This window comes from Micromonospora sp. NPDC049051, from assembly GCF_043197575.1.
Taxonomy (GTDB): Bacteria; Actinomycetota; Actinomycetes; order Mycobacteriales; family Micromonosporaceae; genus Micromonospora.
Genome location: NZ_JBICTL010000004.1, coordinates 424479 through 444561, shown reverse-complemented (window position 1 = coordinate 444561; position 20083 = coordinate 424479). Strand labels below are relative to the sequence as shown.

Here is a 20083-nt window from a genome sequence, read left to right as displayed (position 1 = left end):
ACCGGCCGGCATGCCGACCAGCGTCAATCTGCCACATGCCACCGGGCGGGGCCGTCGTCGCGGGTGCCGGTCCGCCTGGCGTTCAGCGCCCGGGTCACGGGACCCGGAAGCTGGCACCCTCGGGGTGAGAGTGCTAATCGCAGGTTATTCCTCGGCTAGCACTCCGTCAAGGAGAGTGCCAACCCGCCGGCCGGCGCGTCGCGTCCGCCGACCACAATGAGCGGGTGGACCTCGACCAGTTCGCCGCTCTGCGTACGCCCGTGGGGTCGGCCGCGCTCGACGCCGCCGCGCGGGTGGCCGGCGGCGATCCGCTGACCGCGGCGGCCGCGCTCCGCTCGGCCGGACTGCCGGCCGGGCTGGCGGCGGCCGCGCTCACCCAGGCCGAGCTGCGCCGCCGGGCGGTCGGCAAGTTCGGGCCGACGGCGGCCGGGATGTTCCTCACCCGCGCCGGTCTGGAGCAGGCCACCCGCGGTGTCGTCGCGGCGCGGCGGGCCGCCCGGCTGCGGGCCGCCGGGGTGCGCACCCTGGCCGACCTCGGCTGCGGCCTCGGCGCGGACGCGCTCGCCGCCGCCCGCGCCGGCATCCGGGTGTACGGCGTGGAGGCCGACCCGGTGACCGCCGCGATGGCCGCCGCGAACGCCGAGGCGGCCGGGCTGGCCGGGTTGTTCACGGTGGAGTGCGGCGACGCCACGGCGTTCGACGTGGGCCGCGTCGACGGGGTGTTCTGCGACCCGGCGCGCCGGAAGGCGGGCACCGGGCGGCGGATCTTCGACCCGAACGCGTACTCCCCGGCCTGGGACTTCGTGGTCGGGCTGGCCGAGCGGGTGCCGTACACCGTCGTGAAGGTGGCGCCCGGCATCGACCACGCGCTGATCCCGCCGGGCGCGGAGGCGGAGTGGGTCAGCGTCGACGGAGACCTGGTCGAGGCGGCGCTGTGGTGCGGCCGGCTCGCCGAGACCCCTCGCCGAGCCACCCTGCTGCGGGGCAGGGAAGGATCCTCTGTCGACGCTGCCGGCAACCGTCAGTTGACCGGCACCGGCGACGTCGAGGCCACCGTCGGCCCGGCGCGCCGCTTCCTGTACGACCCGGATCCGGCGGTGGTCCGCGCGCACCTGGTCGCGGAGCTGGCGGACACGCTGAGCGCGACGCTGGCCGACCCGAGCATCGCCTACCTCTACGCGGACGCGCCGACGCCGACGCCGTTCGCCCGCTGCCTGGAGGTCACCGACGTGCTGCCGTTCTCGCTCAAGCGGCTGCGGGCGCTGCTGCGGGAGCGCCGGGTCGGGCGGGTGGAGATCCTCAAGCGCGGGTCCGCACTTGAGCCGGAGAAGCTGCGGCGGGACCTGCGGCTGGCCGGGGGCGAGGCGGCCAGCCTGGTGCTGACCCGGGTGGCCGGCGCGCCGACGGTGCTGGTCTGCCGGCCGGTCGGGTGACGCGCATTTCGGCTCGCGGGTCGCGCCGCCCGGGGTTAGCTTGTCGGTCATGGCGGGACAGGGCACTCCGGCGACCGCGCTGCTGACGAAGCGGAAGATCGCCCACACCACCCATCCGTACGACGTCTCCCCCGCCGCGCCGAACTACGGCGCGCTGGTCGCGGCGGCGTTGGGGGTGGCCCCGGAGCGGGTGTTCAAGTCGCTGGTCGCCGAGGTCGACGGCGCGCTGACCGTGGCGGTCGTGCCGGTGACCGGGGAGCTGGACCTCAAGGCGCTCGCCGCGGCGGTCGGCGGCAAGCGGGCCGCCATGGCCGACCGCGCGACCGCCGAGCGGGCCACCGGCTACGTGCGCGGCGGCATCAGCCCGCTCGGCCAGCGCCGACGCCTGCCCACGGTGCTCGACTCGTCGGCGCTCGACCATCCCACCGTGTACGTCTCGGCGGGCCGGCGCGGCCTCCAACTCCAGCTCGCCCCGCAGGATCTGGTGGCGCTCACCGGCGCGGCCACGGCGCCGCTGTCCACCCGCTGAGCTGCGCCACCGCCGCCGTTCCCCGGGAGCGCTCCCGGGTCCGGCGACGGCCGGGTGTCAGGGACGTTGCTGAATTGTTACTGCCGACAACAAACTCGTCACCTCGGCACTCTTGTGCCCACAGCGTGACGCGGAATACGTTGCCGGACACAACAAACCAACATCATCCCCCACCCCCCGAAAGGACCCTGCAGATGCGCAAGGGCTTCCTCACCTTCGCCGCCGTGGGCCTGCTGGCCGCCGGCAGCCTGGCCGCGTGCGGCGACGACTCCGGTTCCGACGCTGGCGGCTCCACCGAGAAGAAGCCGAAGATCGGCGTGATCCTGCCGGACAGCAAGTCCTCCGCCCGCTGGGAGGGCGCGGACCGCAAGTTCCTGGAGGAGGCGTTCAAGGCCGCCGGCGTCGACTACACCATCCAGAACGCGCAGGGCGACAAGACCGCGTTCCAGACCATCGCCGACCAGATGATCACCAGCGGCGTCACCGCCCTGATGATCGTCAACCTGGACTCCGGCACCGGCAAGGCGGTACTCGACAAGGCCAAGTCGCAGGGCGTCGCGACGATCGACTACGACCGGCTCACGCTGGGCGGCTCGGCCACCTACTACGTCAGCTTCGACAACGAGGTCGTCGGCAAGCTCCAGGGCGAGGGCCTGAGCAAGTGCCTGACCGACAAGGGCGCCAAGAACCCCGTCGTGGCCTACCTCAACGGCTCGCCGACCGACAACAACGCCACCCTGTTCAAGAACGGGTACGACTCGGTGCTCAAGCCGAAGTTCGACTCGAAGGAGTACACCAAGGGCCCGGACCAGAACGTCCCGGAGTGGGACAACGCCCAGGCCGCCACCATCTTCGAGCAGATGCTCACCCAGACCGGCGGCAAGATCGACGGTGTGCTCGCCGCCAACGACGGCCTCGGCAACGCGGCCATCTCGGTGCTGAAGAAGAACAAGCTCAACGGCAAGGTCCCGGTCACCGGCCAGGACGCCACCCCGCAGGGCCTGCAGAACATCCTCGCAGGCGACCAGTGCATGACCGTCTACAAGGCGATCCGGGACGAGGCGAAGGCCGCCTCGGACCTGGCCATCGCGGTGGCCAAGGGTGACAAGAAGGAGACCGGCCAGGTCGTCAAGGACCCGGAGGGTGGCCGGGACGTCCCGGCGGTCCTGCTGACCCCGAAGCTGATCTTCAAGGAGAACGTCAAGGACGTCATCGCCGACGGCTTCGTCACCAAGGACGAGGTCTGCGCCGGGGCGTACGCCAAGCTCTGCGCCGACGCCGGCATCAGCTGACCCGTACCCGATCCACGCGCACGCCGCCCGGCACGGACCCTGTGCCGGGCGGCGGTTCGCGCCGGACGGGATCCGAGACCTCCCGCCACCTGAAGGAGACCCCCGTGTCCGCAACCCCCCTGCTGGAACTACGCGGGATCGACAAGAGCTTCGGTCCCGTCCAGGTCCTGCGCGACGTCGCCTTCACCGCCCACCCGGGTGAGGTGACCGCGCTGGTCGGCGACAACGGCGCCGGCAAGTCGACCCTCGTCAAGTGCATCAGCGGCATCCACCCCACCGACGCCGGTGAGTTCCACTTCGACGGCCGGCCGGTGACCATCAACAGCCCCCGCGACGCCGCCGCGCTCGGCATCGAGGTCGTCTACCAGGACCTCGCGCTCTGCGACAACCTCGACATCGTGCAGAACATGTTCCTCGGCCGGGAGAAGCGCAGCGGCATCGTGCTCGACGAGCCGACCATGGAGCAGATGGCCGCCGACACCCTCGCCGGGCTGAGCGTACGGACCGTGAAGTCGCTGCGGCAGCACGTCTCCAGCCTCTCCGGGGGCCAGCGGCAGACCGTGGCGATCGCCAAGGCCGTGCTCTGGAACAGCAGGCTCGTCATCCTCGACGAGCCGACCGCCGCGCTCGGCGTCGCGCAGACCGCCCAGGTGCTGGAACTGGTCCGCCGGCTCGCCGACAACGGGCTGGCCGTGGTGCTCATCTCGCACAACATGAACGACGTCTTCGCCGTCTCCGACCGGATCGCCGCGCTCTACCTCGGCCAGATGGTCGCCCAGGTGAAGACCACCGACATCACCCACTCGCAGGTGGTCGAGCTGATCACCGCCGGCCGTTCCGGCGGGCTCGGGCTCGCCGCCGAGCCGGGCAACGGCGGCAACGGGCACGGCGCGGAGCCGGCCGGCAGCAACCCAGGAGGCGTCCGATGAGCACCAGCGTCGTACGGAAGGAGGGCCCGGCGGCCGTCACACCGCCGCCCACCCTCGGCGGCCACGTCCGCAACTACGTCAGCCGGGTCCGGGGCGGCGACATCGGCGCGCTGCCCGCCGTCCTCGGCCTGGTCGCGCTCTGCACGATGTTCTCGATCATGCGGCCGTCGTTCCTCACCGCCGGCAACTTCGCCAACCTCTTCACCCAGGGCGCCGCGGTCACGCTGATCGCGATGGGGCTGGTCTTCGTCCTGCTGCTCGGCGAGATCGACCTCTCCGCCGGCTTCGCCAGCGGGGTCTGCGCCGCCATCCTCGCCAACGTCGTCACCGTGCTCGGCTACCCGTGGTACGTGGCCGTGCTCGCCGCGATCGTCACCGGCGTGGCCATCGGCACCGCCCTCGGCTTCCTGGTGGCGAAGATCGGCATCCCGTCCTTCGTGGTGACCCTCGCCGGGTTCCTCGCCTTCCAGGGCATCGTGCTGATGCTCATGGAGGAGGGCACCAACATCTCGGTCCGCGACGAGGTGCTGGTAGCCATCGCCAACCGCAACCTCCCGCCCGTACTCGGGTGGATCCTGGCCGCCGTGGCGGTCGCCGGCTACGCGGCCGTGCAACTGCTCCGGCACCGTACGCGGGCCGCCCGCGGGCTGACGACCGACCCGGTAGCGGTCGTGTTCGCCCGGATCGGCGGGCTGGCGCTCATCCTCGGCGCGGCGGTCTTCATCCTCAACCTGGAGCGCAGCCGCAACGTCGTGATCAGCTCGCTCAAGGGCGTGCCGATCGTGGTGCCGATCATCGCGCTGCTGCTGGTCTTCTGGACCTTCGTGCTCCAGCGCACCAGCTACGGCCGGCACGTCTACGCGGTGGGCGGCAACAAGGAGGCGGCGCGCCGGGCGGGCATCAACGTGGACCGGATCCGGATCTCGGTCTTCGTGATCTGCTCCTCGATGGCGGCCGTCGGCGGCATCGTGGCCGCCAGCCGGGCCAACTCGGTGGACCCCAACACGGGTGGCAGTAACGTACTGCTCTACGCGGTCGGCGCGGCGGTCATCGGAGGCACCAGCCTCTTCGGCGGCAAGGGCCGGGTGCTCGACGCCGTACTCGGCGGCGCGGTCGTCGCAGTCATCGACAACGGGATGGGCCTGATGGGATACAGCTCGGGGGTGAAGTACGTGGTCACCGGCGTGGTGCTGCTGCTCGCCGCGAGCGTGGACGCGTTCTCCCGCCGGCGCTCCGCCGCCACCGGCAACCGCTGAACAGCCGACACCGGAAGTGACGACGGCGATGCGCGCGGGACCCAGCCAGGACGAGATCCGCCGGCAGAACCTGGGCGCGTTGCTGCGGTACGTGCACGTGCACGGAGCCACCACCCGTGCCGAGCTCACCACCACCCTGGGGCTCAACCGCAGCACCATCGGCGCGCTGACCGCCGACCTGGCCGGCGCCGGGCTGGTCAGCGAGGCGACGCCGAAGGAGACCGGCCGGGCCGGGCGACCGTCGCTGGTCGTCCGGCCCGAGTCGGACCGGGTGCACGCGTACGCGTACAGCATCGAGGTCGACCGGCTGCGGGCCGCGCGGGTCGGTCTCGGCGGCGCGGTGCTCGACCGCCGGGAGCTGGACCGCCCCCGGGGCCTGACCGCCGCGGAGGCCGCCCCGCTGCTGGCGGGGGCCGTCAAGGAGATGCGGCAGAGCGCGCCGGCCGACGCCGTCTGCGTCGGCGCCGGCGTCGCGGTCTGCGGGATGGTCCGCCGCGACGACGGGCTGGTCCGGTTGGGCCCGACCACCGGCTGGGTGGACGAGCCGATCGGTGCGGCGCTCGGCGCCGAGCTGGGCTGCGACGTGCCGGTCACGGTCGGCAACGTGGCCGACGTGGCGGCCTTCGCCGAGCACGCCCGGGGCGCGGCGGCCGGCTGCGACAACGTCATCTACCTGTACGGGGACGTCGGCGTCGGCGCCGGCATCATCGCCGGCGGGCGGCGGCTGACCGGGCACGGCGGTTACGGCGGCGAGGTCGGCCACATGGTGGTCGTCCGCGACGGCGCGCCCTGCGAGTGCGGCTCCCGGGGCTGCTGGGAGACCGAGATCGGCGAGTACGCGCTGCTGCGCGCCGCCGGCCGCTCCGATGCCCGGGGCCGCGACGCGCTGCTGGCCGTCTTCGACGCCGCCGACCGGGGCGACCTGCGGGCACAGACGGCGGTACGCCAGGCTGGCGACTGGCTCGGCTTCGGGGTGGCCAACCTGGTCAACATCTTCAACCCGGAGATGGTCATCTTCGGCGGCAGCATGCGCGACCTCTACCTCGCGTCGGCCGCCCAGGTACGCAGCCGGCTCAACTCGGTCGCCCTGCCGGCCTGCCTGGAGCACGTCCGGCTACGCACCCCGAAACTCGGCGACGACGCGGCGCTGATCGGCGCCGCCGAGCTGGCCTTCGAACGCCTGCTCGCCGACCCCCTCGACGCCGGCTGACCGCCCCCCTGCGATGCCCGCGACCGGCGAGCCCTCGACGCGACTCGGCGGCGAGCCGGCGACCGCCCCGGCCCGCCCCGGCCCACCCGGCCCGCCTCGGCCCGGCGCACCGGAACAGCGGAGTGCCACCGGCGAGAGCGGCCGGGCCGGGCGCGGCGCGGGCGGCGGCGGCAGCGGGCCGGTGAACCGAACGCTCGGCCTGTCCGTACCAGAGCGCGGGCGGGCGAGGGCGCAGGCGCTGCCCGCCCCGGACCCGTTCGCCACCGGACCGAGGAGGCACCACGGACATGGCACCGCTCAGATCCGCCCGTCGCCCACGGGGACACCGCGGTCCCCGCCTGGCGGTGCTGCTCGTCGCCGTCGCCGCCGGGCTCGGAACACTGCCCGGCGTGGCCGCCGCCGCGCCGGGCGGCCAGCAGCTCAACGCGGCCGACGCCGCACTGCTCAACGGGGTGCGCCTGGCCGGACTCTGGGAGATGCCGGCCGGGCAGATGGCCGCCGAGAAGGGCCAGAGCGCGAAGGTGCGCGAGATCGGCGCCGGCATCGCCACCGAACACGAGGAGTTGGACCGGCTCACGGTCGCGGCGGCCAACAAGCTCGGGGCGAGCATCCCCAGCGAGCCGACGGCCGAGCAGAAGGGCTGGCTGACGGAGATGCAGAACGCCTCCGGCGCCCGCTTCGACCAGGTCTTCGTCACCCGGCTCCGGGTCGCCCACGGCAAGATCTTCCCGGTCATCGGGGCGGTCCGCGCCAGCACCCGCGACCCGGTGATCCGCAAGCTCGCCGACGACGCCAACCGGTTCGTCCTGCACCACATGCAGATGCTGGAGAGCACAGGCCTCGTACGCTGGCCGGAGCTGCCGCCGGCCGCCCTGCCCGCGCCCGGCGACGACAGCCTGCTCGCCGCCGCCTCCGCCAACTCCGGCCCGCCGATCGGGGTCAGCAGCACGGTGGTGTGGTTGGTCTTCCTCGCCGCCCTCGGCACGGGCGGCATCGCCACGTACCGCATCCTGCGCCGCACCTGACCGCCGCCGTCCTTCGGCGGGCCGGTCCCGCTGCTGTCTCGGCGGCCCTGCTGGTGCCGGCGCTGCTCGCTGCCCTGGCGACTCACGGCGGGCAACCTGACCACTGACATGACTTCAAGTAGTCATCGCGGGCGTTTCCGCGTCGCCGCCGGCCACCTGCCTCGCCCCCTTTGCTCTGCAGCCATCCACGCACCGGCTACAGCCGGTGGCTGGTGCGTCGGCGGCTGCAGAGCAAAGGGGGCGCGGGGTGAGTCGACCCGCCCGACGGCTCCGCGAAGAAACCGCTGGTCAGGAGGCACGGTGCCGAAAACGGCGTCGCTCGCGCTCCAGGGTCCGGCGAAAGTGACTACCGTGCGTGAGAACAAGGCCCTCTCCTCGGCCTCGTTGCGGTGAGTAATCACCCGGGCCGCCCGTCCGGGGCGGCGACCACCACCACCGTTCCGGCCCCGCTCGGCGGTCGCACCGCTAGTCGTTGGCCTCCGGGCCCAGCAGGCGGATCTCCTCGACGTCGAGGACCGCCTGCAACTCGCGCAGGACGATGTCGTCGATCTCGTTGGTGTCCCGCAGCCTGGTGATCTCGCGCCGCTTGTGTTCGAGCACGGCGAGCCGCAGCCGCCGGTCGAGTTCCCGGGCCCGCTCGGCCGAATGGTCGTCGTCGGTGGAGCGGGCGTCGTCGAGGTGCTGCTCGTAGTCCGCCCGGAGCCGGTCCACCGCCTCCGGTCCCGCGCCGATCCGGTCGGCGACCTCGGGCAGCACCGCCAGCGCGGCCTCGGCGGCCCGCCTCCGGGCCAGCCGCAGCTCACCGAGCCGGCGGGTGTCGCCGACCAGCCCCGCCCACCCGACGACTGCGGGCAGCGTGGTGCCCTGGACCAGCATCGTCAGCAGGATGACCACCGCGGTGGTGAAGATGATCAGGTCACGCCCGTGCACGGGCGTGCCGGTGGGCGTGGTCACCGGCACCGCGAGGGCGGCCGCGAGGGAGACCGCGCCCCGGAACCCGGCCCACCCGGCCGCCGTACGCACCCGCCAGTTGACCCGCTCGTCCTGCTGCGCCGCCCGGCGGTCGACGACGAGGAAGGCGAAGGCCGCCAGGTGGATCCACAGCATCCGGGTCAGCACGACCACGCCGGTCACCACCACCGCGATGGTCAGGGCCCGCGTCACCGACAGGCCGGTCACACTGCGCAGGGCGCGCGGGATCTGCATCCCGAGGAGTACGAAGAGCCCACCGTTGATCAGGAACGTGGTGAGGTCCCAGAAGCCGAGCGCCAGCACCCGGGATCGGGCCCGGATGACCCGGGGAGCGGCGTACGACAGCATGAGGCCCGCGACCACCACCGCCAGGACGCCGCTGGCCTGCACGAACTCGGCGAGGAGGAACGCGACGAACGGCGTGAGCACGCTCAGCGCGCCCTCACGCAGCGGGTCGTCGAGGCGCCGCCGGAGCAGGATCACCAGCCCACCGACCAGCAGGCCCGCGGCGACGCCACCGACCGACGCGAGGACGAACCGCTCGGTCAGCCCGAGCAGCCCCGGCTCGGTGCCGCCCACGATCAGGCCCAGCCCGACGGAGAAGAGCACCAGGGCCGTACCGTCGTTGATCAGGCTCTCGGCGTGCAGGGTGGTCAGGATCCGGCGCGGCATCCGCTTGGCCAGGCCGGCGACCGCCGCCGCGTCGGTCGGCGCGAGCACCGCGCCCAGCACCCAGGCGGCGGCCGGGTCGACGCCGAACCGCTGCGACACGAGCGACACCGCGACCATCGTCGCCACGACCAGCCCCACGGCGAGCAACGTGATCGCGAGGAGGTTCGTGCGGATCTCGCGGAGGCTGGTGGTGATGCTCTCCTTGTAGAGGATCGCCGGCAGGAACAGCAGCAGCACCACGTCGGGCTCCAGCACCACGTGCGACAGCGGCGGCAGGAGCGCGAGCAACGCGCCCATCGTGATGAGCAGGACCGGAGGCGCGACGCTGTACCGCCCGCCGAGGGTCGTGCCGACCAGCACCGTGACGCCCAGCACCACGATCAGTTCGAGACCACCCACGTCGCACCCCCGTCACCGGCCGACGCCGTGGTGACGGGAGCGCGCCGGTCGCCTGCCGCTTCACCATCGTGGTACGGCGGTCCGGCGCGGCACCCTCGAACCCGGAAACAGGCACCCCGTCCGCCGGCAGCAACCGCGACGGCCCGGACACGACGCGCCGCGCCGCGCCGCGCGTCAGGAGGCGGTGCCGTGCCAGGAACGCCAGAGGGCCGCGTAGGAGCCGTCGGCCGCGACCAGCTCGTCGTGCGAGCCGATCTCGGCGATCCGGCCGTCCTCCACCACCGCGACCCGGTCGGCGTCGTGCGCCGAGAAGAGGCGGTGCGCGATGGCCACGACCGTACGGCCCGCGAGGACGGCCGCGAGGGAACGCTCCAGGTGACGGGCGGCACGGGGGTCGATCAACGAGGTGGCCTCGTCCAGCACCAGGGTGTGCGGGTCGGCCAGCACCAGCCGGGCCAGCGCCAACTGCTGCGCCTGCGCGGGCGACAGCGGATGACCGCCGGCGCCCACCGTCGTGTCCAGCCCGTCGGGCAGCCCGTCGGCCCAGTCGAGCGCGTCGACGGCGGCCAGTGCCGACCTCACGGCCGCCTCGTCGGCACCCGGTCGCACCATCGCCACGTTCTCCCTGAGCGTGCCGATGAAGACGTGGTGTTCCTGGGTGACCAGGGCGACGTGCGTACGCAGTTCGGCCAGGGGCAACTCGTCGAGCCGCCGACCGGCCACGGTGACCGAGCCGGTACGGGGCGCGTGCACCCCGGCGAGCAGCCGCCCGAGGGTGGACTTGCCGGCGCCCGAGGGACCCACCATGGCCAGCTTCTCCCCCGGCTCCGGCACCAGGGTCACGCCGTGCAGCACGTCCCGGCCCTCCCGGTACGCGTACCGGACGTCCCGGGCGGCGAGGCGCCGGTCCCCCGCTGGCGGAGGACCGGCCGGGCCCGGGGAACCACCAGCGGGCGGGGCCGGTGCGCCGACAGGCGGGGCCGGTGCCCCGGGCGGCGGGTCGGCGTCGGCCACCCCGAGCAGGCGGGCCATCGAGGCGCCGCCGACCTGCAACTCGTCCAGCCAGGAGAGCAGCCGGTCGACCGGGTCGATCAGTTGCTGCACGTAGAGCGTGGCGGCGGTGACCTCGCCGAGGCTCACCCAGCCCTTCAGGTAGAACCAGCCGCCGATGATCAGCGTGGCCACCACCGGCAGCACATAGCCGATCTCGGCGATCGGGAAGAACACCGTACGCAGCCGCAGGGTGTAGCGCTCGGCCGCGTACGACCGACGGATGTCGGCGTCGGTGCGGGCCCGGCGGCGCGCCTGCTGCCGCAGCGCCTCCGTGGTCCGCGAACCCTCGAACGTCTCGCTGATGCCGTCGGTGATGTCGGAGTAGGCGGCGTTCTCCCGCAGGTAGCCGTCCGGGGCGCGGCGCAGGTACCAGCGGGTGCCGGCCCACAGCAGCGGCACCGCGAGCAGGCAGGGCAGCGCGAACAGCGGATCGACCAGGAGCAGCGCGCCGACGATGAAGCAGCCGGTGACGACCGCGATCAGCGTCTCCGGCACCGCCAGCCGGACCGTCCTCGACAGGGCGGAGACGTCCCGGGACGTCCGGGTGAGCAGGTCGCCCGTGCCGGCCCGTTCCACGGTGGCCAGCGGCAGCGTCAGGATCCGGTCGACGAACTCCTCGCGCAGCTCGGCCAGCACCCGCTCGCCGAGCCGGGCCGACGCCAGGTGGGCGAAGCGGACCAGCACCGACTGCACCAGCACGAAGCCGGCGATCAGCAGGGCGACCCGGTCGACGGTGACGCCCGACGTGCCCCGGGAGATCCCCTCGACCAGGTCGCCGAGCAGCCACGGCGCGACCAGGCCGGCCGCGGCGGCCAGTGCGTGCAGGCCGAGCGCGACCCCGAGCGCCCTCGGGTGCCGGCGGACGAGCGTGTGGGCGTAGCGGCGCACCTGGCGCGCGTCGGCGACGGGCAGCTCGGCGGCCATCAGTCCTCCCCCCGGCTGACCGTCGCCCGGTAGCGCGGCTCGCCGTCGAGCAGTGCGGAGTGCGGGCCCTCGGCCACCACCTTGCCGTCCTCCACGAAGATCACGTGGTCGGCGCGGTGCAGCACGAGCGGGCTGGTGGTGCAGACCAGGGTGGTCCGGCCCGCCCGGGCCGCGCCGAGCCGGTCGGCGATGCGGGCCTCGGTGTGCGCGTCCACGGCGCTCGTGGGCTCCACCAGCAGCAGGGTCTCCGGGTCGGCGACCAGCGCCCGGGCCAGCCGCAGCCGCTGCTGCTGGCCGCCGGAGAACTCCCGGCCGCGCTCGGCGACCGCGCTGTCCAGCCCGTCGGGCAGCGCCTCGACGATGTCGGTCGCGCTCGCCGCCGCCAGCGCCGCCGCGATCGCCGCGTCGTCGGCCCGGTCCCGCGGGTCCAGCTCCGCGCGGAGCGGGCCGGTGAACAGGTGCGCGTCGTTGTCGGCCACCAGGATCCGCTCCCGCACCGTCGCCAGCGCCACCTCCCGCAGCGGTACGCCGTGCAGCGTCGCGTCCGAGTCGGCGTACCGGCCGAGGCGGTCCACGATCGCCACCGCGTCCTCGGGTGCACTCGCGGCGAGCGCGGTGAACCGGCCCGGTCGTACGGTCACGCCGGAGGCCACGTCGACCAGCTCGCCTGGGCCGTCCGGCAGGGTGGCCGGGTCGGTCGGGTCGGTCAGCTCCGGGGTGAGTCGCAGCAGCCGCACCACCCGCCGGGCGGCGACGTGCCCCCGGGTCAGCTTGTCCACCGCCTCGGTGAGCTGCCGCAGCGGGCTGACCAGGAACGCGGTGTAGCCGTAGAACGCCACGAGCTGACCGGCGCTGATGTCGCCGCGCAGCGCGAACCGGGCGCCGAGCCAGGTCACCAGCACCAGGAACGCCCCCGGGAGCAGCACCTGGGCGGCCTCCAGCAGCGACTCGATGCGGGCCACCCGCAGGCCGTCGGCGCGCAGCGCCTGCGACCGTGCCCGGTAGCGGCCGGAGAGCACCGGCTCGCCGCCGACGCCGCGCAGCACGCGCAGCCCGGAGACGATGTCGCCGGCCCGGGCGGTCAGCGCCCCCTCCGAGTCCCGGTACGCCTGCTGCTGCCGGTGCAGCGGGCGGATGAGCAGTCCGACGACCGCCATCAGCAGCGGCACCCCGAGCACCACGACCAGCCCGAGCGGCACGGAGGCGCTGAGCAGGATCACCCCCACGGTGACGATGGCCACGATCGCGCCGGTGCCCCGGGCGGTGATGTCGATGGCCGAACCGATCTGGCTGATGTCGGCCGTACCGATGCTCACCACCTCGCCGGCGGAGACCCGGCGGGGCAGCGCGGCACCGAGCCGGTTCGCCGCGTCCACGGTCAACTGCACCGTCCGGTACGCCCCGGCGAGGAAGTTGTACACCGCGCAGCGGTGTCGCAGGATCCCCGCGACCGTCTGGAGCGCGCCCAGCCCGAGCAGCACCAGTCCCCAGGTGAGCAGCACGCCCTCGTCCCGGCGGGTGAGCCCGTCGACGGCCCGGCCGATGGCCGCCGGCACCAGCGCCTGGGCGACCATCCAGACGACGCCCAGCAGGATCCCGACGGTGAGCAGCACCTTGTGCCGCCCGGCCAGCCACCAGAGGTAGCGGGTCGCCGAGCGGATGTCGGGTACGCCGGGGTCCCCGGCCGGTGAGGAGCGCATGGGCCACCGACGCTAGGTGCCGGGCCGACCGTCCCGCCAACCATTTACCGCGTACGCCGTGCCGTGGCTCACGTTCCGGTCTCGTCCCGCCCGGCCGGACCGATTCAGCGGTCGACCTGGGTGAAGTCCCACGAGTGCGCCGGGCGGGCCAGCAACGTCGGCGGCGGCTCCGGCAGCGGGCGCGGGTTGCTGCGCCACTTGGAGATCACCACCACGCGGTGGTCGGTGGAGGAGAACACCTCGCTGGACAGGTGCATCGGGTCGTGCTCGAACTCCGGCAGCGCGGTGTCGCAGACCCAGGTGATCAGGTCCGCGACGCCGTACGGCTCCGCCCGCGCCTCCCACATCCGCACGATCACGTCAGCCGTCCTCGGGGTTCACACGCTGACCGTGGTCAGCGGCATGGCGGAATCGGCGGGCAGGTCCAGTCGGCTCGGCGCGACACCCGCGGCGACCAGGTGCGAGCCGAGGGCGGCGACCATCGCGCCGTTGTCGGTGCAGAGCCCGGGTCGGGGCACCCGGACCCGGATGCCGTCCCTGGCGGCGCGGTGCTCGGCCATCGCCCGCAGCCGGGAGTTGGCCGCCACGCCCCCGCCGATCACCAGCGTCTCGACGCCGTTGGCCCGGCAGGCATCCAACGCCTTGCGCACCAGCACGTCGCAGACCGCCTCCTGGAACGACGCGGCCACGTCGGCGACCGGCACCGGCTCGCCGGCCCGCTGCCGCGCCTCGACCCAGCGGGCCACCGCCGTCTTCAAGCCCGAGAAGGAGAAGTCGTAGCGGTGGGCGGCCAGATCCTTGGCGGCCGTCAGGCCGCGCGGGAAGCCGATGGCGGCCGGGTCGCCGGCCCGGGCCTCCCGGTCGATGTACGGGCCGCCGGGGAACGGCAGCCCGAGCAGCCGGGCCACCTTGTCGAACGCCTCGCCGGCCGCGTCGTCGATGGTGGCGCCGAGCGGGGTGACGCCCCGGGCCAGGTCGTCGACGAGCAGCAGGGAGGAGTGCCCACCGGAGACCAGCAGGGCGATCGCCGGCTCGGGCAGCGGGCCGTGTTCCAGGGTGTCCACGGCGACGTGCGCGGCGAGATGGTTGACGCCGTAGACCGGCTTCTCGGCGGCGATCGCGTAGCCCTTCGCGGCGGCCACCCCGACCAGCAGCGCGCCGGCCAGCCCCGGCCCGGAGGTGACCGCGATCGCGTCGATGTCGGCGAGGGTCACCCCCGCCTCCTTCAACGCCCGGTCCATGGTCGGCACGATGGCCTCCAGGTGGGCCCGGCTGGCCACCTCCGGCACGACGCCGCCGAAGCGGGCGTGCTGCTCGACGCTGGAGGCGAGCGCGTCGGCCAGCAGGGTGTGCCCGCGTACGATGCCGACCCCGGTCTCGTCGCAGGAGGTCTCGATGCCGAGGATCAGGGGTTCGTCAGTCATCGCTCACATCCTGCCGGCGCTGCATGACCAGCGCGTCGGTGTTGCTCGGTTGGTAGTAGCCGCGCCGTACGCCGATGGGCTCGAAGCCGTACGTCGCGTAGAGCTTCTGGGCGGGGGCGTTGTCCGCCGCGACCTCCAGCAGGACGCTGCGGACGCCGAGCCGGGCGGCCTCGGCGAGCAGCGCCTCCAGCAGGAGCCGGCCGACACCGCGCCGCTGGGCGTCCCGGCGCACCGCGATGTTCTGCACCCACGCCTCCTCGGGCGGGGTCGCGGTCAGCCCGGCGTAGCCGAGCACGGTGCCGTCGTCGCCCGTGGCGACCAGGTAGAAGTGCCCGTTGGCCAGCTCGTTCCAGAACATCGCCGCCGACCACTGCTCGGCGCCGAACAGGTCCGCCTCCATCGGCAGCACGTCGTTGACGTGCCACCACCGGAACCGCTCCAACCGGACCGTCACGGCAGGCCCTCGGCCCGCGACTGCGGGGCTCGCAAAACCCGCTCACTCCTCGCGCTCACGGCGCCACCTCGGCCCGCGACTGCGGGGCTCGCAAAACCCGCTCACTCCTCGCGCTCACGGTAGGACGGGCTTTCGGGCCGTCGCCGCCACCGCGTCCGGACGGCGCAGGTAGAGCGGGGTGAGCGCTTCGGAGGGGGCGCCGGCCCGGATGCGCTCGGCGGCCAGGGTCGCCAGCACGTCGGCGTCCGGGTAGCGGGGCTCGTCCCGCACGGGCAGGCCGAGCGTGTCCGCGTACCGGTGCGCGCCGTCACCCACCGCGACCGTCACGGCCAGGTCGCGGGCGCGCTCGGCGGCGACCGTCGGCGTGGAGACCTCCGGCCCGACGATCCGCTGGCCGGCGCCGTCGTAGACCGCCCAGTAGATCTCCCGGCGGCGCGCGTCGCTCGCCGCCAGCACCGGCTCGCCGGCGGCTGCCGGGTGGCCGATGGCGTCCAGCGAGCAGACGCCGTACGTCGGGACGCCCAGCACCTGGCCGATGGTGGCGGCGGTGACCAGTCCCACCCGCAGCCCGGTGAACGGGCCGGGGCCGAGCCCGGCGACGATCGCGCCCAGGTCGGCGGGGCGGGCGCCGGCCTCGGCGAGCACGGCGTCGACCTGCGGCGCGAGCAGTTCACCGTGGGCGCGGGCGTCGACCGTGCGACGGTGCGCACGGGTCGCCACGCCCTCCGCCGTGACCTCCGCCAGCGCCGCGGTCACCGCGGGGGTCGAGCTGTCCACCACCAGTACGAGCACGGTGAGCCAGCCTAGTCGCCCCCGTCGTCCCCCCCGGTCACGCCCCGGCCGGCGGGGCGGGCCGGCGGAGTCAGCTCGGGGTGCGGAACTTGCGCAGGAAACCTGGCAGCAGCCAGGGACGCCGGCCGCTGACGCGTACCTTGCCGGTGAGCACCGCCCGGGCTCGGCTGACCCGGCCGAACATCATCAGGTTGAGCGTGCCGGGGTCGTGGTCGATCCGGGCGTCCGCCGGGGCGTCGGGGTCGGCGAACGTCATCCGCCCCCGGTGCAGCATGAGCCGGACCGGGTCCGCGTACGCCGAACGGAACTCGACCACGACCGGGCGCTCGCTCGGCGGCGCACCGCCGTCGATGAGCCGCCCGTAGCCGTGCCGGACCACCCCGGCCAGGAACAGCTCCATGAACAGCGCGGCGTCCCGGCCGGGCAGCGACCACGGCCGCCGGGCGACGCGAGCCACGTCGTGACCGTGGATGAGCAGCTCGTTGACCAGGTGCGCGCAGAGGCCGGCCAGGGGTACCCGGGCGCCACCGAGCCAGGGCACCGTCTCGTCGGGGCGCCGGTGGTCGCAGGCGGCGAGGAGCTGCCCGACGTCGGCCCGCAGCCGGTCGGCCAGAGCCTGCGGCTCGCGCTCGGTGAGGTGCCGCAGCAGCACGTCGTTGAAGTCCGCCACCGTGTCGACGGTGATGTCGGGCAACTGCCGGTGCAGGCCCGGCACCGGCAGGGGCGGATGCCCGGGGTCCACCAGGCAGACGTAGTACCAGGCGAGGGAGCCCACGTGGGCCAGCGTGTCGGTCACCGACCAGTGGGCGGTGGCCATCGCCTGCGGCGGGGTGGCGCGGACCAGGTCGAGGAAGCGGTCCGTCTGCTCCGCCAACGCCGTCCGCGCCACCCGCCACCGCTGTTCGCTGACCGTCGCCGCCATCGCCGCCTCCCGGCTCGCGTCGCTGCTCGGCGAGGTCGGCACCGCCACGGCGTACGCGCCGACCGACCGCTCGCAGCACAGGCTACAACGGACGGTCAGCGCGCCGTCACCGCGAAAGTGCCCTGTTGTCAGCCGGCGGAACGCTCCCAGTCGACCGTGGGCAGGCCGGCGTCGGCGAGCGCCTTGTTGGCCGCGCTGAACGGGCGGCTGCCCAGGAAGCCGCGCGGGTTCATCGGGCTGGGGTGCCCGGCCTCCAGCACCACGTGCTGCGGGTTGGTGACCAGGGCGGCCTTCTTGCGCGCGTAGCCGCCCCAGAGCAGGAAGACCACGCGGGAGTCCATGGCGTCGAGCGCCCGGATGGTGGCGTCGGTGAACTCCTCCCAGCCACGGTTGGCGTGCGAGCCGGGCGTCGCCTCGCGGACGGTGAGCACGGAGTTGAGCAGCAGCACGCCCTGCGCCGCCCAGCCACTGAGGTTGCCGCCGCGCGGCTTCGGCACGCCGAGGTCCTCGCCCAGTTCCTTGAAGACGTTGCGCAGCGAGGGCGGCACGCTCACGCCCTCGCGCACGCTGAAGCTGAGCCCGTGCGCCTGCCCCGCCTTGTGGTAGGGATCCTGCCCGAGGATCAGCACCCGGCAGTCGGCCGGCGCGCAGAGCCGGTAGGCCGAGAAGAGGTCCTCGACCGGCGGAAAGACGGTGCGGGTCGCGTACTCCCCCGCGACGAACGCGGCCAACTCGGCGGTGCGGGCCGAGCCGAGGTGCGGGGTGAGCACGGCACGCCAGTCCTCCGGCAGCAGCGCCAGCAGGTCCAGGGTGGGGGCGGCGTCGGGCATCGGCAACCTTTCGTAGTCGATCGCCACCTTCATACCAGTGGCAACCGACATCCCTTGACACCGCGCGGTCAGGCGCTGGGCCGGATCGTCCGCACGCGTGGGCCACCCGGGCCGCAACGCGGTCGGCGGGCGGGGGCGGCACGGTCGGCAGGCGATGGCGACGCGGTCGGCGGGCGGGGGCGGCGCGTCGCTTGGCGGGCGTCGACGCGGGATCGACCCGCAATAGTTACCGTAGCGTAACTTACTGGCGGGTCACCTGCGGCTCGGGGCGCTGCTAGCTTGCATCCACCTCCATCCATGCTCATGAGGAGCGATCTGTGAGCCGCAGGATCCCCCGTCCCTGTTCCACCCCCGACCCCACGCACCCCACGGCCCCCGGCACCCGACTGCGGGCGACCAGCATGCGCACCCTGGCCGTCGCGGCGGCAACGGCAGTCTGCCTGGGCGTCTCCGGCGTACCGGCCGCCGCCGACGCGTCGGCACCCGTGGTCTCCCGCGGCGTGACGATCCCCGTCTTCTACAACCCGCCCGCCGAACTGCCCGCCACCAACGGCGCACTGATCCGCAGCGAGCCGCTGCCGCTCGGCCTGAGCATCCCCGGCCTGGACGGTCGCCCGATGCCGGGCACGGCGACCCGACTGATGTACCGGTCCACCGACTCCAACGGCCAGGCTGTCGGCGTGACCGGTGCCTACATCGAACCGTGGGCGTCGTGGCGGGGCACCGGCCCGCGCCCGCTCGTGGCCGTCGCCTCCGGCACCGTGGGGCAGGGCGACCAGTGCGCGCCCTCGATGGCGTTGCAGTACCCGCTGACCCTGCGCGGCGACACCGTGTCGGTCGGCTACGAGGCCCTGGCCATCTACCGCCTCCTCTCGACCGGCGCGGCGGTCGTCGTCACCGACTACGTCGGTCTGGGCGCCACCGACCGGCTGCACACCTACGTCAACCGCCTCGACCAGGGGCACGCCCTGCTGGATGCGGCCCGCGCCGCACGTGCCGTGCCGGGGGCATCGGTCACCCGTGACTCACGCGTCGGCCTGTACGGCTACAGCCAGGGGGGCGGCGCCAGCGCGGCGGCCGCGGAACTGCAGCCCACGTACGCACCGGACGTGCCGCTGGCCGGCACCTACGTCGGCGCCCCGCCCGCCGACCTGACCGCGGTCCTCAAGGGCATCGACGGCAGCGCCCTCGCCGGTGCGCTGGGCTGGTCGATGAACGGCTTCGCCCAGTCCGACCCGGCCCTGCGCGACGTCGTCGAGGCGAACATCAACACCACCGGCAGGGCGGCGCTGAAGGACATGTCGACCATGTGCGTCGGCGACGCGCTCTTCGGCTACGGCTTCACGAAGAGCAACAAGTGGACCATCAGCGGCAGGTCCCTCGGCGAGGTCATCGCGGCCTCCCCCCAGGCGCAGGCGGCCCTCGACAGGCAGCGCATCGGCACGCTGAAGCCCGCCGGCCCGGTACGCCTGGCGGCCGGCGTCCAGGACGACATCGTTCCCTACCGGCAGTCCCGCCAGCTGGCCGTCGACTGGTGCCGCAAGGGCGCCAACGTCACCTACGAGGCCATCAGCCTGCCGAACCTCGGGGACAAGATCCTCACCAACCACCTGGTGCCGCTCATCACCGACCAGGGCAATGCCGTGTCCTGGATGGCCGACCGCCTCGGGGGCAGGACGGCCCACTCCAACTGCTGGACGATGCCCCTCCAGCCCTAGGTGTTCCCGCCGGCCGGCTCGGCGGCGCTCGTCGACCGGAGCCCCGCCTCGGTCAGCGCAGCGTCGCCAGCCGCCGCGCCCAGTCGCCGCCGACCGGCTCCAGCTCGATTACCCGGGTGTCGTCGTCGCGCCGGTCGAGGCGTACCCGCAGGTGGGCGTCGACCAACTGCTCGACCAGGCCCTCGCCCCACTCCACGACGGTCACCGAGTCGTCCACCGAGGCGTCCAGGTCGAGGTCGTCGATCTCGGCACGCGGGTCGGCGGCGTCCCCCAGCCGGTACGCGTCGGCGTGCACCAGCGCCACCGTGCCGCCCCGGGCCGGGTCGGGCCGGTGCACCCGGGCGATCACGAAGGTGGGCGAGGTGACGTCCCCGAGCACCCCGAGCCCGGCCCCGATGCCCCGGGTCAGCGCGGTCTTGCCGGCGCCGAGCGGCCCGGTCAGCAGCAGCAGGTCGCCGGCACGCAGCAGCCCGGCCAACCGCCGCCCGAACTCGTGGGTGTCGTCGACCGTCGGCAGCTTCACGACGTGACTCACAGCGCCTCGTCCCC

18 protein-coding genes are annotated in these 20083 nt (G+C 73.9%); 8 read left to right on the top strand and 10 right to left on the bottom strand.

What is annotated here, in order from left to right; translation table 11 throughout:
• Positions 1–224 precede the first annotated feature (224 nt).
• The 7 genes from ACGFIR_RS18855 to ACGFIR_RS18825 all read left to right on the top strand — a co-directional run bounded on the left by ACGFIR_RS18855 (position 225) and on the right by ACGFIR_RS18825 (position 7674).
• Entirely contained in the window at positions 225–1433 is a 1209-nt protein-coding gene (locus ACGFIR_RS18855; RefSeq protein WP_393146232.1) for a methyltransferase domain-containing protein, read from the top strand.
• Between the two features lie 49 nt (positions 1434–1482).
• Positions 1483–1962: a Cys-tRNA(Pro) deacylase gene (gene ybaK / locus ACGFIR_RS18850; RefSeq protein ID WP_392998542.1), complete on the top strand. Its 480-nt coding sequence runs from the start codon at positions 1483–1485 to the stop codon at positions 1960–1962.
• Positions 1963–2156: 194 nt separating this feature from the next.
• Positions 2157–3254, top strand: coding sequence for a sugar ABC transporter substrate-binding protein (locus ACGFIR_RS18845; protein ID WP_393146230.1), 1098 nt, complete (start codon positions 2157–2159; stop codon positions 3252–3254).
• A gap of 104 nt (positions 3255–3358) precedes the next feature.
• Positions 3359–4183: an ATP-binding cassette domain-containing protein gene (locus ACGFIR_RS18840; protein ID WP_393146228.1), complete on the top strand. Its 825-nt coding sequence runs from the start codon at positions 3359–3361 to the stop codon at positions 4181–4183.
• On the top strand, positions 4180–5439 hold the full coding sequence (locus ACGFIR_RS18835; protein WP_393146226.1) for a sugar ABC transporter permease: 1260 nt from the start codon (positions 4180–4182) through the stop codon (positions 5437–5439). The genes ACGFIR_RS18840 and ACGFIR_RS18835 overlap by 4 nt, the downstream gene beginning before the upstream one ends.
• A gap of 28 nt (positions 5440–5467) precedes the next feature.
• Complete coding sequence (locus ACGFIR_RS18830; protein ID WP_393146224.1) at positions 5468–6649, top strand: ROK family protein; 1182 nt, start codon at positions 5468–5470, stop codon at positions 6647–6649.
• Between the two features lie 287 nt (positions 6650–6936).
• Positions 6937–7674 carry a DUF4142 domain-containing protein gene (locus ACGFIR_RS18825; RefSeq protein WP_393146222.1) on the top strand — a complete coding sequence of 246 codons (738 nt, stop codon included), beginning with the start codon at positions 6937–6939 and terminating at the stop codon, positions 7672–7674.
• Between the two features lie 465 nt (positions 7675–8139).
• Here ACGFIR_RS18825 and ACGFIR_RS18820 read toward each other — a convergent pair whose 3' ends face one another.
• The 9 genes from ACGFIR_RS18820 to ung form a co-directional block, all read right to left on the bottom strand.
• A complete protein-coding gene (locus ACGFIR_RS18820) occupies positions 8140–9717 on the bottom strand; it encodes a Na+/H+ antiporter (protein ID WP_392998530.1) in 1578 nt (525 codons plus the stop codon).
• A gap of 174 nt (positions 9718–9891) precedes the next feature.
• A complete protein-coding gene (locus ACGFIR_RS18815) occupies positions 9892–11694 on the bottom strand; it encodes an ABC transporter ATP-binding protein (protein ID WP_393146220.1) in 1803 nt (600 codons plus the stop codon).
• Positions 11694–13394 carry an ABC transporter transmembrane domain-containing protein gene (locus tag ACGFIR_RS18810; RefSeq protein ID WP_392998526.1) on the bottom strand — a complete coding sequence of 567 codons (1701 nt, stop codon included), beginning with the start codon at positions 13392–13394 and terminating at the stop codon, positions 11694–11696. The genes ACGFIR_RS18815 and ACGFIR_RS18810 overlap by 1 nt, the downstream gene beginning before the upstream one ends.
• Positions 13395–13498: 104 nt before the next feature.
• A complete protein-coding gene (locus ACGFIR_RS18805) occupies positions 13499–13753 on the bottom strand; it encodes a hypothetical protein (RefSeq protein WP_392998524.1) in 255 nt (84 codons plus the stop codon).
• Positions 13754–13771: 18 nt separating this feature from the next.
• The gene (tsaD, locus tag ACGFIR_RS18800; protein ID WP_392998522.1) at positions 13772–14818 is read right to left on the bottom strand and encodes a tRNA (adenosine(37)-N6)-threonylcarbamoyltransferase complex transferase subunit TsaD; all 1047 of its coding nucleotides are present in this window, start codon (positions 14816–14818) and stop codon (positions 13772–13774) included.
• A complete protein-coding gene (rimI, locus tag ACGFIR_RS18795) occupies positions 14811–15272 on the bottom strand; it encodes a ribosomal protein S18-alanine N-acetyltransferase (RefSeq protein WP_393146218.1) in 462 nt (153 codons plus the stop codon). The genes tsaD and rimI overlap by 8 nt, the downstream gene beginning before the upstream one ends.
• A 114-nt stretch (positions 15273–15386) precedes the next feature.
• Positions 15387–16064: a tRNA (adenosine(37)-N6)-threonylcarbamoyltransferase complex dimerization subunit type 1 TsaB gene (tsaB, locus tag ACGFIR_RS18790; protein ID WP_393146216.1), complete on the bottom strand. Its 678-nt coding sequence runs from the start codon at positions 16062–16064 to the stop codon at positions 15387–15389.
• 70 nt (positions 16065–16134) lie between these two features.
• A complete protein-coding gene (locus ACGFIR_RS18785) occupies positions 16135–17028 on the bottom strand; it encodes a hypothetical protein (RefSeq protein ID WP_393146214.1) in 894 nt (297 codons plus the stop codon).
• An 86-nt stretch (positions 17029–17114) separates the two neighbouring features.
• Complete coding sequence (gene ung, locus ACGFIR_RS18780; RefSeq protein WP_393146598.1) at positions 17115–17816, bottom strand: uracil-DNA glycosylase; 702 nt, start codon at positions 17814–17816, stop codon at positions 17115–17117.
• Between the two features lie 317 nt (positions 17817–18133).
• Between ung and ACGFIR_RS18775 the strand changes: the two genes are divergently transcribed.
• Positions 18134–19534: a lipase family protein gene (locus ACGFIR_RS18775; protein WP_392998514.1), complete on the top strand. Its 1401-nt coding sequence runs from the start codon at positions 18134–18136 to the stop codon at positions 19532–19534.
• A gap of 52 nt (positions 19535–19586) precedes the next feature.
• On the opposite strand, the gene tsaE is transcribed toward ACGFIR_RS18775, so the two are convergent.
• Entirely contained in the window at positions 19587–20069 is a 483-nt protein-coding gene (tsaE, locus tag ACGFIR_RS18770) for a tRNA (adenosine(37)-N6)-threonylcarbamoyltransferase complex ATPase subunit type 1 TsaE (RefSeq protein WP_393146212.1), read from the bottom strand.
• Positions 20070–20083: the final 14 nt, after the last annotated feature.